General features: G+C 69.0%; 11 protein-coding genes. 9 read left to right on the plus strand and 2 right to left on the minus strand.

What is annotated here, in order from left to right:
* On the minus strand, positions 1-503 hold a 503-nt coding region (locus JHN45_RS43430; RefSeq protein WP_201054847.1), incomplete at its 3' end, for an FAD/NAD(P)-binding protein.
* Positions 504-844: 341 nt separating this feature from the next.
* Between JHN45_RS43430 and JHN45_RS43435 the strand changes: the two genes are divergently transcribed.
* The 3 genes from JHN45_RS43435 to JHN45_RS43445 all read left to right on the plus strand — a co-directional run bounded on the left by JHN45_RS43435 (position 845) and on the right by JHN45_RS43445 (position 4,904).
* A complete protein-coding gene (locus JHN45_RS43435; RefSeq protein WP_201054848.1) occupies positions 845-2,089 on the plus strand; it encodes an Ig-like domain-containing protein in 1,245 nt (414 codons plus the stop codon).
* A 274-nt stretch (positions 2,090-2,363) separates the two neighbouring features.
* Positions 2,364-3,767 (plus strand): glycoside hydrolase family 16 protein, encoded by a 1,404-nt coding sequence (locus JHN45_RS43440; RefSeq protein WP_201054849.1) that lies wholly within the window; start codon positions 2,364-2,366, stop codon positions 3,765-3,767.
* Positions 3,768-4,022: 255 nt separating this feature from the next.
* Positions 4,023-4,904 carry an alpha/beta fold hydrolase gene (locus tag JHN45_RS43445; RefSeq protein WP_200717146.1) on the plus strand — a complete coding sequence of 294 codons (882 nt, stop codon included), beginning with the start codon at positions 4,023-4,025 and terminating at the stop codon, positions 4,902-4,904.
* Positions 4,905-5,108: 204 nt separating this feature from the next.
* Here the strand turns inward: JHN45_RS43445 and JHN45_RS43450 are convergent, their stop codons facing one another.
* Positions 5,109-6,008, minus strand: a complete 900-nt coding sequence (locus JHN45_RS43450) for an AraC family transcriptional regulator (protein WP_201054850.1) — start codon at positions 6,006-6,008, stop codon at positions 5,109-5,111.
* Positions 6,009-6,154: 146 nt separating this feature from the next.
* Between JHN45_RS43450 and tkt the strand changes: the two genes are divergently transcribed.
* The 6 genes from tkt to JHN45_RS43480 all read left to right on the plus strand — a co-directional run.
* Positions 6,155-8,230: a transketolase gene (tkt, locus tag JHN45_RS43455; protein ID WP_201054851.1), complete on the plus strand. Its 2,076-nt coding sequence runs from the start codon at positions 6,155-6,157 to the stop codon at positions 8,228-8,230.
* Between the two features lie 19 nt (positions 8,231-8,249).
* A complete protein-coding gene (gene tal / locus JHN45_RS43460) occupies positions 8,250-9,395 on the plus strand; it encodes a transaldolase (RefSeq protein WP_201054852.1) in 1,146 nt (381 codons plus the stop codon).
* Entirely contained in the window at positions 9,392-10,999 is a 1,608-nt protein-coding gene (zwf, locus tag JHN45_RS43465; RefSeq protein ID WP_201054853.1) for a glucose-6-phosphate dehydrogenase, read from the plus strand. The genes tal and zwf overlap by 4 nt, the downstream gene beginning before the upstream one ends.
* Entirely contained in the window at positions 10,996-11,931 is a 936-nt protein-coding gene (opcA, locus tag JHN45_RS43470) for a glucose-6-phosphate dehydrogenase assembly protein OpcA (protein WP_201054854.1), read from the plus strand. Before zwf ends, opcA begins: the two co-directional genes overlap by 4 nt.
* Positions 11,924-13,570: a glucose-6-phosphate isomerase gene (gene pgi / locus JHN45_RS43475; protein WP_201054855.1), complete on the plus strand. Its 1,647-nt coding sequence runs from the start codon at positions 11,924-11,926 to the stop codon at positions 13,568-13,570. Before opcA ends, pgi begins: the two co-directional genes overlap by 8 nt.
* A gap of 6 nt (positions 13,571-13,576) precedes the next feature.
* Positions 13,577-13,861: NAD(P)-binding domain-containing protein (locus JHN45_RS43480; protein ID WP_201054856.1), on the plus strand; the 285-nt coding region annotated here is incomplete at its 3' end.

A 13,861-nucleotide genomic window follows, 5' to 3' on the forward strand; every position in this document is an offset into this window, starting at 1 on the left:
GCGGTGGGGGCGGCGGGGCCGGTGGCGAGGACGGCGCTGTCGGCGGTGAGGAGTCCCCCGTCGGCGAGGTGGAGTTCCACCGGGCCTCCAGGGGCGCCGGTACAGCTCTCCGCGCGGGTGCGCAGGCGGCGTACGGAGACCGTGCCGTGGGAGCGGACGACGGCCTGGGCGAGGGTGTCGGCGAGGTAGGCGCCGTAGCGGTAGCGGGTGGCGAAGTCGGCGGCGCCGACGGTGGGTTCGCCGTGGCGGCAGAGCCAGCGGGTGAAGTGGCCGGGGTCGTCGGGGTAGCAACTCATGCCCCCTGCGGGGACGTTGAGGCGGTGGCGCGGGTCGGGTGTCGCGTAGGCGGTGCCGCGGCCTGCCTCCGGGGCCGGGTCGACCAGCACCAGGTCGAGGGGGGTCCGGCGGCGGGTGGCGCTCTCGCAGAGTTGGACGGCGGTCAGGGTGCCTGCCGCGCCCGCTCCGACGATCGCTGTGGTGGGCCGCTTGCGGACTTCGGTCACGAATGCCTCCGGCGTGGTCTGCCGCGGAGCCGCCGAAGCGGAACTCCGCCTTCAGTTCCTTCCTCACTCTTCCGACCGGGTGGGTGGGGAAGCCATGGCGGGACGGGGATCTCACCGGATACTCAGGGCACCGGCCGGTGCCTTCATACTCTGTTCACACTCGCGGATCCTCCGGCAACCGTGGTTTCAGGCCTTCTTTCAGGCTCTCTTCACAGGAATCTCAGGTTGGGGCCCTGGGATTCAAAGATTCAACCCATGGAAGTGGCGCAGGATGCAACGGCACTGGTGATCTCGTCGCGTACGGCCAGGGGGTGTGCGCGACACATGGAGGAAGGCCTGCCGTGGGCGTGTCGCACATATCCAACCGGTCCGAGAAGTCGTCGGAGAGGTGGTCCCGGCGTGGGGTCCTCACCGTGCTCGGGGTGGTGCCGGCGGCTGTGCTGACCGGTTGCAGCGGCTCGGCGGGTGCCGCGGAGAGCGCCTCGTCCGGCGGCGCGTCGGCGACGGCTTCCGTGAAGGCCGCGAAGACGCCGACCGTCACGATCTCGCCCGCCGACGGTACGAAGAAGGCCGACTTCTCGGCCCCGGTCACCGTCACCGTGGCCGACGGCACGTTCGCCACGGTGAAGGTGACCGGCAACGACGGCTCCACGCTGGCCGGGACCTTCAACTCGGCCAAGACGAAGTGGACGTCGACGAAGAACCCGTACTCGGGCACGAAGTACACGGTCGCCGCGCAGGCGCAGGGCGCCGCCGCGAAGACCGCGAGCTTCACCACCAAGTCGCCCGGCGAGACCTTCGTCGGCTACTTCACCCCCGAGGCGAACTCGACCTCCGGCGTCGGCATGCCCGTGTCGATCAACTTCACGCACGCCGTGAAGGACCGAGCCGCCGTCCAGAAGGCGATCACGGTCACCGCCGAGCCCGCCGTCGAGGTGGTCGGCCACTGGTTCAGCGACACCCGCCTCGACTTCCGGCCCGAGACCTACTGGGCGGCGGGCACGAAGATCACGCTCAGCCTGCGGCTGAAGGACGTCGAGGGCCAGGACGGCATCTACGGCATCCAGTCCAAGGACGTCACGTTCCACATCGGGCGCGCGCAGATCAGCACGGTGGACCTGTCCAGCAAGGAGATGGTCGTCAAGCGGGACGGCAAGACCCTCGCCACCTACCCGGTCAGCGGCGGCAACGCCCAGCACACCACCTGGTCCGGGATCATGGTGATCAGCGAGCGCTTCAAGCAGACCCGCATGGAGTCCTCGACGGTCGGTCTCGGCGACGAGTACGACATCTCCGACGTCCCGCACGCCCAGCGCCTGACCACCTCCGGCACCTTCGTGCACGGCAACTACTGGGCGTCCACCTCGGTGTTCGGCCACGAGAACACCAGCCACGGCTGCGTCGGCCTGCACGACGCCAAGGGCGCGAACAACAGCTCGGTGGCGGGCTACAAGTTCTACGACAGCTCGATGCTCGGCGACGTCGTCATCGTGAAGAACTCCGGCGACAAGACGGTGGCGGCGGACAACGGCCTCAACGGCTGGAACCTGTCCTGGGCGGACTGGAAGGCGGGCAGCGCGGTCTAGGGCCGCCTGCCGCGCCCGGGACGCGGGAGGCGGGAGGCCGGTGGACCGGTGGACCGGTGGACCGGTCCACGAGCGCCGCTCAGAAACCTCCTCTTTCACCCGCATTCATCGCCTTCATCACCTGAACTCCCGCACAGCGAAAGGACTTTCACAGCTTCACCTCTTGACGGCCGGAGTGGCTGAGAGCACATTGACCGCGCACCCCACTGCATGAGAGCGCTCTCAAGCAGCAGGCGCGGCACCCGCACCCCCACTCCGTATCCGAGAGGCACCCATGAGTGAACCCTCCGGCACGCAGCGCAGACCCCGTCCCCTCCGGCGCGTTTTGATCGCCGCCCTCAGCACCCTCGGCCTGGCGATCGCCACCGCCACGGCCTTCACCCTGCCCGCGGACGCCTCCGCGCCCACGCCCCCCACAGGCTGGACGCAGGTCTTCCTGGACGACTTCAACGGCACCGCGGGCACCGGCGTCTCCACCACCAACTGGCTGTACGACACCGGGACTTCGTATCCGGGCGGCGCCGCCAACTGGGGCACCGGCGAGGTCGAGTCGATGACCTCGTCCACCAACAACGTGGCACTCGACGGCAACGGCAACCTCCTGATCACCCCGCGCCGGGACGCCTCCGGCAACTGGACCTCGGGCCGTATCGAGACCAACCGCACGGACTTCCAGCCGCCGGCCGGGGGGAAGCTGCGGGTCGAGGCCCGCATCCAGATGCCGAACGTCACGGGCTCGTCGGCGCTCGGCTACTGGCCCGCGTTCTGGATGCTGGGCGCGCCCTACCGGGGCAACTACCAGAACTGGCCCAGCGTGGGCGAGTTGGACATCATGGAGAACGTCCAGGGCCTCAACACCGACTGGGCGACCATGCATTGCGGTACCAGCCCGGGCGGCCCCTGCAACGAGACGACCGGCATCGGCGGCAACACCGCCTGCACCGGGACCACTTGTCAGGCCGGCTTCCACACCTACGCCATGGAGTGGGACCGTTCCACCAGCCCCGAGCAGATCCGCTTCTACCTCGACGGCGTCAACTTCCACACGGTCAACGCCAGTCAGGTCGACGCGACGACCTGGGCCAACGCGACGAACCACGGATTCTTCATCATCCTGAACGTGGCGATGGGCGGCGGCTTCCCGGCGGCGTACGGCGGCGGCCCCACCAGCGCGACGGACCCGAACCACCCGATGACGGTGGACTACGTCCAGGTGCTCCAGTCCACGGGCAGTGGGAGCGGTACCACGACCCCGCCGACCGGCAGCCGGGACGCCTACAGCGCCATCCAGGCCGAGTCCTACGACAGCCAGTCCGGCACGGTCGCCGAGACCACCACGGACACCGGCGGCGGCCAGGACCTCGGCTCGATAGCCAACGGCGACTGGGCGCTGTACAAGGGCGTCAACTTCGGCTCCACGGCGGCCACCCAGTTCTACGGCCGGGTCGCGAGCGGTGCGGCGAGCGGGGTGAGCGGTCTGGTGCAGGTACGCCCGGACAGCCCGACCGCGACCCCGATCGGCAGCTTCTCGTTGGCCAACACGGGCGGTTGGCAGGCATGGAAGACGGTCCCGGCGAACATCAGCTCGGTCACCGGCACCCATGACGTCTATCTCACCTTCAGCAGCGGCCAGTCGGCGGACTTCGTGAACGTGAACTGGTTCGACTTCGGCCACTGACAGCGCCCCCACGGGGAAAGAGGGGCTTCACGCGGACGTGCGTGGGGCCCCTGCCGCTGTGCGCTCCGGTCTGGGCAAGATCACGACCGGCTTCCTCCCTGCTGGTAGCCCCTGCCTTCCACCGCAGGTCAGCGCTCCGCCCCCGCGGACACGACCGCCGGCGCGCGATGGACCGTAGTAGACCGGTCGGCTAGCTTCGGTGGTGCGACGCGGATCGGGCGTCGGAGCCCTTCTCCCTGAACCCGGAGCACAGCCATGAACGACAACGGACGCCAGGACGGCATTCACCCCTTCCCGGCCGGCATGGAATCGCGTGAGATCGAGACCAACGGCGCCACGATCCACGTACGCGTCGGCGGACAGGGGCCGGCGGTCGTCCTGCTGCACGGCTTCGGCACCACCGGCGACATGTGGGGCCACCTGACCGACGCACTCGTCGGGGACCGCACGGTCATCGCCCCCGACCTGCGCGGACTGGGCCTGTCCTCGAAGCCCGCCGACGGCTACGACAAGAAGAACCAGGCGGCCGACGTGTGGGGCGTCCTGGACGCCCTGGGCGTGGACTCGGTCGAACTGGTCACGCACGACATCGGCATCATGGTCGGCTACGCCGTCGCCGCCACCCACCCCGAGCGGGTGAGCCGCTGGGTAGCCATCGACGCACCCCTGCCCGGCATCGGTCCCTGGGACCGGATCACCCAGGACCCGATGATGTGGCACTTCGGCTTCGGCGGCCCCGACATGGAGCGCCTGGTCGAGGGCCGCGAGCGCATCTACCTCGACCGCTTCTGGAACGAACTCTCCGTGGTCCCCGAGCGGTTCGACGAGGCCAAGCGCGCGCACTACGCGGCGCTCTACGCACAGCCAGGCGCGATGCGGGCGAGCTTCGCCCAGTTCCTCGCGTTCACTCAGGACGCGGCCGACAACCAGAAGTTCCTCGCGCAGGGCAAGCTGCGGATGCCGGTCCTGGCCTTCGGCGGCGAGGCCACCTTCGGCCCCGGCATCGGCGAGGTACTGCGGTGCGTCGCCGACGACGTCGAAGACGCCGTCATCCCCGACTGCGGACACTGGATCACGGAAGAGCAGCCACAGGCGACGACAGACCTCGTCGTCGACTTCCTGCACCAGGCGCGCTGAAGCCCACCGCTCACCACCTGCCAACCGCTAACCGCCAACTGTCCGACGACAGGGCCCACTTCGGGCCCGAACACCCGGGGCCCGGCACGGATCGACGTGCCGGGCCCCGTCGTCAGTGCTCACCCCTCACGCGCCACTCGGTCGTGGCCACCCGTGCGCCCCGACTGCCGCACCGCTCCCCTGCCACCGCCCGTCCGTGCTTCCTCACCGCAACTCCGCCCGGAACCCGGCCGGCGTCACATCCGTGTGCTGGTGGAAGAACTTGGAGAAGTTGGCCGCGTCGGGGAAGCCAACTGCCGCCCCTACGCGGCCGATCGGCAGGTCCGTGTGGGCCAACAGCCGTTTCGCCTCCAGGACGACCCGCTTGTCGATGAAGCCCTTGGGGGTCTCGCCGGTGGCGGCGCGGACCGCGCGGACCAGGGTGCGGCGGGAGTAGCCGAGGGCGTCGGCGTAGGCGCTGACGCTGTGGTTGGTGGCGAAGCCCTTCTCGACGGCCTCGCGGAAGAGCGTGAACGTCGTGTCGGCCTGCTGCCGGGCCGCCTCCGCCGAACTGGCAGCGAGATGCGCCAGCCGTAGCAGAAAGGCCGTCAGGGAGTGCCGTAGGACCGAGGTGTGGAGGCTCAGCGGGAGGGTGGTCGAGTCCTCGTACTCGCGTTGGAGCTGGCCCAGCGAGGCGCGGAGGGCGGCGAGGCGGGGCTCGTCGGGGTGTAGGAGGGGCGGGAGGTCGTAGCGGTAGAGGCCGGTGGCCTCGACGGTGGCGCGGGGGAGGAAGCCGGGCTGCATGGCGAGGGCGGTGCCGCGGTACTCGTCGGGGCGGGAGAAGCGGTGGACCTGGCCGGGGCGGATCCACAGGACGTCGCCGGCGTTCGCCTCGTACTCGGCGAAGTCGATCATGTGGCGGACCGGGCCCTCGTCGAAGAGCATCACCACATGGAAGTCGATGCGGTGGACGCGGTGCAGGGGTGCGTCGGCGTGCCAGGCGCGTCCGGGGGCCATGGGGCCGACCTGCATGCCGACGCCGCAGACGCTCAGATCGACAGGGAAGGGAAACGTTCTGATCACGTCGCCGTCACCGGCGACGCCTTGGATGGTTCTGTCCGCCATGTCCTTCTCGTGCCGCCTCAGTACGGGTTCCGGTGTCCCACTTTCACCACAGGCTGGCACACCGGCACCTTCCCTCGTAAAAGTCAGACTTTTAGATTTGAAGACGTCCGAGCAGTTCTACCGCTCTTACCGAGGACTTCTTGAAGATGAACGCGCACACACCTGACAGCTTCGAGTGGACCGATCTCGACCGTCGTGCCGTCGACACGGCCCGCGTTCTGGCCGCTGACGCGGTGCAGAAGGTCGGCAACGGCCACCCGGGCACCGCGATGGCCCTGGCTCCCGCCGCGTACACGATCTTTCAGAAGGTGATGCGTCACGACCCCGCGGATCCTGAGTGGACCGGCCGTGACCGTTTCGTCCTCTCTCCCGGCCACACCTCGCTGACGCTGTACACGCAGCTGTATCTCGCCGGGTACGAGCTGGAGCTCGACGACCTGAAGGCGTTCCGGACGCACGGTTCGAAGACGCCTGGTCACCCCGAGTACGGGCACACGGCCGGTGTGGAGACCACGACCGGACCGCTCGGACAGGGTGTCGCCAACGCCGTCGGGATGGCGATGGCCGCCCGCTACGAGCGCGGCCTGTTCGACCCGGAGGCCCCCGAGGGCGAGTCGCCCTTCGACCACACCATCTGGGCGATCGTCTCCGACGGCGACCTGGAGGAGGGCATCTCCGCCGAGGCCTCCTCCCTCGCCGGCCACCAGAAGCTCGGCAACCTCGTCTTCGTCTACGACGACAACCACATCTCCATCGAGGGCGACACCGCGACCGCCTTCTCCGAGGACGTGCTGAAGCGGTACGAGGCCTACGGCTGGCACACCCAGCGCATCGAGCCCGCCGCCGACGGCGACATCGACCCGCACGCGCTGTACACGGCGCTCAAGGCGGCGCAGGCCGAGACCGGGCGCCCCTCGATCATCGCGATGCGCACGATCATCGCCTGGCCCGCCCCCAACGCCCAGAACACCGAGGCCGCCCACGGCTCCGCTCTCGGCGCCGAGGAGATCGCCGCCACCAAGCGCGTCCTCGGCTTCGACCCCGAGCAGTCCTTCGAGGTCGCGGACGAGGTCATCGCGCACAGCCGCCGGGCCCTGGACCGGGGTGCCGAGGCGCACTCCGCGTGGGACAAGCAGCTCGACAAGTGGCGCGGCGCCCAGCCCGAGCGCGCGAAGCTCTTCGACCGGATCGTCGCCGGTCAGCTCCCCGAGGGCTGGGAGCAGTCCCTGCCGGTCTTCGAGGAGGGCTCCTCCGTCGCCACCCGCGCCGCGTCCGGCAAGGTCCTCCAGTCACTTGGAACGGTCCTGCCCGAGCTGTGGGGCGGCTCCGCCGACCTGGCCGGCTCGAACAACACCACCATCGACAAGACCTCGTCCTTCCTCCCGCAGGGCAACCCGCTCCCGGAGGCCGACCCGTACGGCCGTACGATCCACTTCGGTATCCGCGAGCACTCCATGGCGGCCGAGATGAACGGCATCGCCCTGCACGGCAACACGCGCGTCTACGGCGGCACCTTCCTGGTGTTCTCCGACTACATGCGCAACGCCGTCCGCCTCTCCGCGCTGATGCAGCTCCCCGTGACGTACGTCTGGACCCACGACTCCATCGGCCTCGGCGAGGACGGCCCCACCCACCAGCCGGTCGAGCACCTCGCGTCGCTGCGCGCCATCCCGGGCCTGAACATCGTCCGCCCCGCCGATGCCAACGAGACCGCGATCGCCTGGGCCGAGATCCTCAAGCGGCACGCCACCAAGCCCGCCCCGCACGGCCTCGCGCTCACCCGTCAGGGTGTGCCGACGTACGCGCCCAACTCCGATGCGGCGCGCGGCGGTTACGTCCTCAAGGACTCCTCCACCGAGACGCCCGACGTGGTGCTCATCGCGACCGGTTCCGAGGTCCACCTCGCCGTCGAGGCGCGCGAGCAACTGGAGGCCGAGGGGGTCGGCACGCGGGTGGTGTCGATGCCGTCCGTGGAGTGGTTCGAGGAGCAGTCGCGCGAGTACCGCGACAGCGTCCTTCCGCCGTCCGTGAAGGCCCGCGTTGCGGTCGAGGCCGGGATCGGTCTCACGTGGTACCGGTTCGTGGGTGACGCAGGACGCATCGTCTCCCTCGAACACTTCGGCGCCTCCGCCGATGCCAAGACCCTGTTCGCCGAGTTCGGTTTCACGGCCGAGAACGTCGCCGCGACAGCCAAGGAATCCCTTGCCGCCGCGCGCGGTTGATCCGATCGCCAGAAAGAAGATGATCACAGTGACCGAAGTGACCGCCACCGCGGGAACACTCAAGCGCCTCTCCGACGAGGGCGTCTCCATCTGGCTGGACGACCTGTCGCGCAAGCGGATCGAGTCCGGCAACCTCGCCGAACTCATCGACACCAAGAACGTCGTCGGCGTCACCACCAACCCGTCCATCTTCCAGGCCGCGATCGGCTCGGGAGAGGGGTACGAGGAGCAGCTCGCCGACCTCGCCGTCCGCAAGGTGACGGTCGAGGAAGCCGTACGGATGATGACCACGGCCGACGTGCGCGCCGCCGCCGACATCCTGCGCCCGGTCTACGAGGCGACCGGCGGCCGGGACGGCCGGGTCTCCATCGAGGTCGACCCGCGACTGGCCCACCACACCGCGGCGACGATCGCCGAGGCCAAGCAGCTCTCCTGGCTGGTGGACCGTTCCAACGTGATGATCAAGATCCCGGCGACGAAGGCCGGTCTCCCCGCCATCACCGAGGTCATCGGCGAGGGCATCAGCGTCAACGTCACGCTGATCTTCTCCCTGGAGCGCTACCGCGAGGTCATGGACGCCTACCTGGCCGGTCTGGAGAAGGCGCAGGCCGCAGGGATCGACCTGTCGACCATCCACTCCGTCGCCTCCTTCTTCGTCTCCCGCGTCGACTCCGAGATCGACAAGCGTCTGACCGCGCTCGCCACGGACGAGGCCCTCGCTCTCAAGGGCAAGGCGGCGCTCGCCAACGCGCGGCTCGCGTACGAGGCCTACGAAGAGGTCTTCGCAGGTGACCGTTGGACCGGTCTCGCGAGCGCCGGGGCCAACAAGCAGCGCCCCCTGTGGGCCTCGACCGGCGTGAAGGACCCGTCCTACAAGGACACCCTCTACGTCGACGAGCTGGTCGCGCCCGGCACGGTCAACACCATGCCCGAGGCCACGCTCAACGCCACCGCCGACCACGGTGACATCCACGGCGACACGGTGACCGGCGGCTACGCGCAGGCCCGCGCCGACCTGGACGCCGTAGAGCGTCTGGGGATCTCGTACGACACCGTCGTCAAGCAGTTGGAGGACGAGGGCGTCGCGAAGTTCGAGGTGGCCTGGCAGGACCTGCTGGGTGCCGTCGCGAAGTCGCTGAGCGGGAAGGGGGTCGACGGGGAATGAGTGCGGACCTTCCCAAAGCGGCAACGGCCGCGCAGGCGCTCGGTGTTGAGGACATCACCGACATCGCGGACGCCCTGGCCGTCGGCTGGGACAACCCGTTGCGGGACGCGCGTGACCGTCGGCTGCCGCGGATCGCGGGACCGTCCGGCCTGGTGATCTTCGGGGTCACCGGTGACCTGTCCCGCAAGAAGCTGATGCCGGCCGTCTACGACCTGGCCAACCGGGGCATGCTCCCGCCGGGCTTCTCCCTCGTCGGGTTCGCCCGGCGGGACTGGGAGGACCAGGACTTCGCGCAGGTGGTGCACGACTCGGTGCGCGAGCACTCCCGGACCGAGTTCCGCGAGGAGGTCTGGCAGCAGCTCGCCGAGGGCATGCGGTTCATCCCGGGCGACTTCGACGACGACACCGCGTTCAAGCAACTGCGCGCGGCCGTCGACGAGTTGGACACCTCGCGCGGTACCAGCGGCAACTACGCGTTCTATCTCTCCGTACCGCCGAAGTTCTTCCCGAAGGTCGTCAAGCAGCTCAAGAAGCACGGGCTGGCGGACGGTCCTGAGGGGTCCTGGCGGCGCGCGGTCATCGAGAAGCCGTTCGGGCGCGACCTGAAGAGCGCGCGGGAGCTGAACAAGATCGTGCACGAGGTGTTCGACCCGGACCAGGTGTTCCGGATCGACCACTACCTGGGCAAGGAGACCGTCCAGAACATCCTGGCGCTGCGCTTCGCGAACCAGATGTACGAGCCGATCTGGAACCGGTCCTACGTCGACCACATCCAGATCACGATGGCCGAGGACATCGGCATCGGCGGCCGGGCCGGCTACTACGACGGCATCGGTTCGGCGCGTGACGTCATCCAGAACCACCTCCTCCAGCTGATGGCGCTGACCGCCATGGAGGAGCCGATCGCCTTCGACGAGGAGGCGCTGCTCACCGAGAAGCTCAAGGTGCTCAAGTCGGTGCGCCTGCCCAAGGAGTTGGGCGAGCACACGGTGTTCGGGCAGTACGCGGAGGGCTGGCAGGGCGGCGAGAAGGTCGTCGGCTACCTCCAGGAGGACGGTATCGACCCGCAGTCGAAGACCGACACCTACGCGGCCGTCAAGCTGGAGGTCGACAACCGCCGCTGGGCGGGCATCCCCTTCTATCTGCGCACCGGCAAGCGCCTCGGGCGACGGGTCACGGAGATCGCGGTCGTCTTCAAGCGCGCCCCGCACTCCCCCTTCGACTCCAACGCCACCGAGGAACTCGGCCAGAACGCGATCGTCATCCGCGTCCAGCCCGACGAGGGCATGACGGTCCGCTTCGGTTCGAAGGTGCCGGGGACCTCGATGGAGATCCGGGACGTGTCCATGGACTTCGCCTACGGCGAGTCGTTCACGGAGTCGAGCCCGGAGGCGTACGAGCGGCTCATCCTGGATGTGCTGCTCGGCGATGCCAACCTGTTCCCGCGCCACCAGGAAGTGGAAGAGTCCTGGAAGATCCTCGACCCGATCGAGGAGTACTGGGCGGACAACGGCAGGCCCGCGCAGTACTCCTCGGGCAGTTGGGGGCCCCAGGAGGCGGACGAGATGCTCGCACGAGACGGACGGAGCTGGCGCAGGCCATGAAGATCGACCTGAGCGACACCACGGCAAGCAAGATCAACAAGGCGCTGGTACAGGGTCGCCGCGACCTCGGCACACCTGCCGTGGGCATGGTCCTGACGATGGTCATCGTCACGGACGAGGAGAACGCCTACGACGCGATCAAGGCGGCCGAGGAGGCCTCGCACGAGCACCCCTCGCGCACCCTGGTCGTCATCAAGCGGCACGCCCGCACCCCGCGGGACCGCACCAACTCGCACCTCGACGCCGAGGTCCGGGTGGGCGCCGACGCGGGCACCGGCGAGACGGTCGTGCTGCGGACCTACGGCGAGGTGTCCGACCACGCCGACTCCGTGGTGCTGCCGCTGCTGCTGCCGGACGCGCCGGTCGTCGTGTGGTGGCCGGGCGACGCGCCCGAGATCCCGGCGAAGGACCCGCTGGGCGCCCTCGCGCAGCGCCGGATCACCGACCTGTACGCGGCGACGAACCCGCTCGAAGAGCTGGGCGCCCGCGCCCGTGCCTACGCGCCCGGCGACACCGACCTCGCCTGGACCCGGCTCACCCCCTGGCGCTCGATGCTGGCGGCGGCTTTGGACCAGTCCAAGTCGAAGATCACCTCGGGTGCCGTGGAGAGCGAGGCCGACAACCCCGCCGCCGAGCTGCTGGCCCGCTGGCTGGAGGCCCGCCTCAAGGTGAAGATCGACCGCGTGGTCACCGACGGACCGGTCATCACGGCCGTCCGCCTGGGCACCGGCGCCGGTGACATCGTCATCGACCGTCCCGACGGCCCTCTCGCGACGCTGTCCCTGCCCGGGCAGCCCTCCCGCACCCTCGCGCTGAAGGTCCGCACCACCTCCGAACTCATCGCCGAGGAACTCCGGCGCCTCGACGCCGACGAGATGTACGCCATCGCCCTCCGGGCAGAGGGCACCAAGGAGACCCCTTCTCATGTCTGACTCCCCCAAGCTCGTGCGGCGGCCCGAGTGGACCGCTCTGGAGGACCACCGCGCGGCTCAACTGCACCCGCAGTTGCGCGAGTTGTTCGCGGCGGACCCGGAGCGCGCGGAGCGGTACGTGGTCACCGTCGGCGACCTGCGCATCGACTACTCCAAGCACCTGATCACGGACGAGACCCTCGCCCTCCTCCAGGAACTCGCCACCGCCACCGGCGTGTTCGGCCTGCGGGACGCCATGTTCCGCGGCGAGAAGATCAACGTGACGGAGGACCGCGCGGTCCTGCACACCGCGCTGCGCGCCCCGCGTGACGCCGTCGTCGAGGTCGACGGCGAGAACGTGGTGCCTGCCGTGCACGCGGTGCTCGACAAGATGGCGAACTTCGCCGAGCGAGTCCGCTCCGGCGAGTGGACCGGCCACACCGGCCGTCGTATCCGCAATGTCGTCAACATCGGCATCGGCGGTTCCGACCTCGGTCCGGCGATGGCGTACGAGGCTCTCCGCGCCTTCACCGACCGCGAGTTGACGGTCCGTTTCGTGTCGAACGTGGACGGCGCCGACCTGCACGAGGCCACCCGCGACCTCGACCCGGCGGAGACGCTGTTCATCGTCGCGTCGAAGACGTTCACGACGATCGAGACGATCACCAACGCAACGTCCGCCCGGACATGGCTGCTTGACGGTCTCGGTGGCGACGACAAGGCCGTCGCGAAGCACTTCGTGGCGCTGTCGACGAACGCCGGGAAGGTGTCGGACTTCGGCATCGACACGGACAACATGTTCGAGTTCTGGGACTGGGTCGGCGGACGCTACTCCTACGACTCGGCCATCGGACTGTCGCTGATGATCGCCATCGGGCCGGACCGCTTCCGCGAGATGCTCGACGGTTTCCACCTCGTCGACGAGCACTTCCGCACCGCGCCCGCCGAGTCCAACGCACCATTGCTCCTTGGCCTGTTGGGCGTCTGGTACGGCAACTTCCACGACGCCCAGTCGCACGCGGTACTGCCGTACTCGCACTATCTCTCCAAGTTCACTGCCTACTTGCAGCAGCTGGACATGGAGTCCAACGGCAAGTCCGTGGACCGGGACGGGAATCCGGTGGAGTGGCAGACGGGCCCGGTGGTGTGGGGCACCCCGGGGACCAATGGCCAGCACGCGTACTACCAACTCATCCACCAGGGCACGAAGTTGATCCCGGCCGACTTCATCGGCTTCGTCAACCCGGTCGCCGAGCTGAGCGACGGGCTGAAGGCGCAGCACGACCTGCTGATGGCCAACTTCTTCGCGCAGACCCAGGCGTTGGCCTTCGGTAAGACACCCGACGAGGTGCGCGCGGAGGGTGTCGCGGAGGAGCTGGTCCCGCACAAGACGTTCAAGGGCAACCACCCCACGACCACCATCCTGGCCCGCGAGCTGACCCCCTCCGTGCTCGGCCAGCTCATCGCGCTCTACGAGCACAAGGTGTTCGTGCAGGGCGCGGTCTGGAACATCGACTCCTTCGACCAGTGGGGCGTCGAGCTGGGCAAGGTTCTCGCCAAGCGCGTCGAACCCGCCTTGACCGAAGGCGCCGACGTGCCCGGTCTCGACTCCTCCACCGCCGCGCTCGTGGCCACCTACCGCACTCTCCGGAAGAAGTGAACTGACATGCAGCTCGGACTGATCGGCCTCGGCAAGATGGGCGGCAACATGCGCGAGCGCATCCGCCGCGCGGGCCACACCGTCATCGGATACGACCGCAACCCCGAGATCTCCGACGTGAGCGACCTGGCCGAACTGGTCGACAAGCTCGAAGCGCCGCGCACCGTATGGGTGATGGTTCCGGCCGGCGCCCCGACCCAGTCGGTCGTCGACGAGCTGGGCGAGCTGCTCCAGCCGGGTGACACGGTGGTCGACGGCGGCAACTCCCGTTGGACGGACGACGAGAAGCAC

Origin of the sequence: Streptomyces sp. MBT53, from assembly GCF_016654115.1 — a bacterium.
In the GTDB taxonomy this organism is placed as follows: Bacteria; Actinomycetota; Actinomycetes; order Streptomycetales; family Streptomycetaceae; genus Streptomyces.

What these genes read in the sequence shown, in the direction of transcription:
- JHN45_RS43440 (WP_201054849.1), top strand. Translation starts at nt 2,364, where the DNA reads ATGAGTGAACCCTCCGGCACGCAGCGCAGACCCCGTCCCCTCCGGCGC.
- JHN45_RS43445 (WP_200717146.1), top strand. Translation starts at nt 4,023, where the DNA reads ATGAACGACAACGGACGCCAGGACGGCATTCACCCCTTCCCGGCCGGC.
- JHN45_RS43450 (WP_201054850.1), bottom strand. Translation starts at nt 6,008, where the DNA reads ATGGCGGACAGAACCATCCAAGGCGTCGCCGGTGACGGCGACGTGATC.
- tkt (WP_201054851.1), top strand. Translation starts at nt 6,155, where the DNA reads ATGAACGCGCACACACCTGACAGCTTCGAGTGGACCGATCTCGACCGT.
- tal (WP_201054852.1), top strand. Translation starts at nt 8,250, where the DNA reads ATGATCACAGTGACCGAAGTGACCGCCACCGCGGGAACACTCAAGCGC.
- zwf (WP_201054853.1), top strand. Translation starts at nt 9,392, where the DNA reads ATGAGTGCGGACCTTCCCAAAGCGGCAACGGCCGCGCAGGCGCTCGGT.
- opcA (WP_201054854.1), top strand. Translation starts at nt 10,996, where the DNA reads ATGAAGATCGACCTGAGCGACACCACGGCAAGCAAGATCAACAAGGCG.
- pgi (WP_201054855.1), top strand. Translation starts at nt 11,924, where the DNA reads ATGTCTGACTCCCCCAAGCTCGTGCGGCGGCCCGAGTGGACCGCTCTG.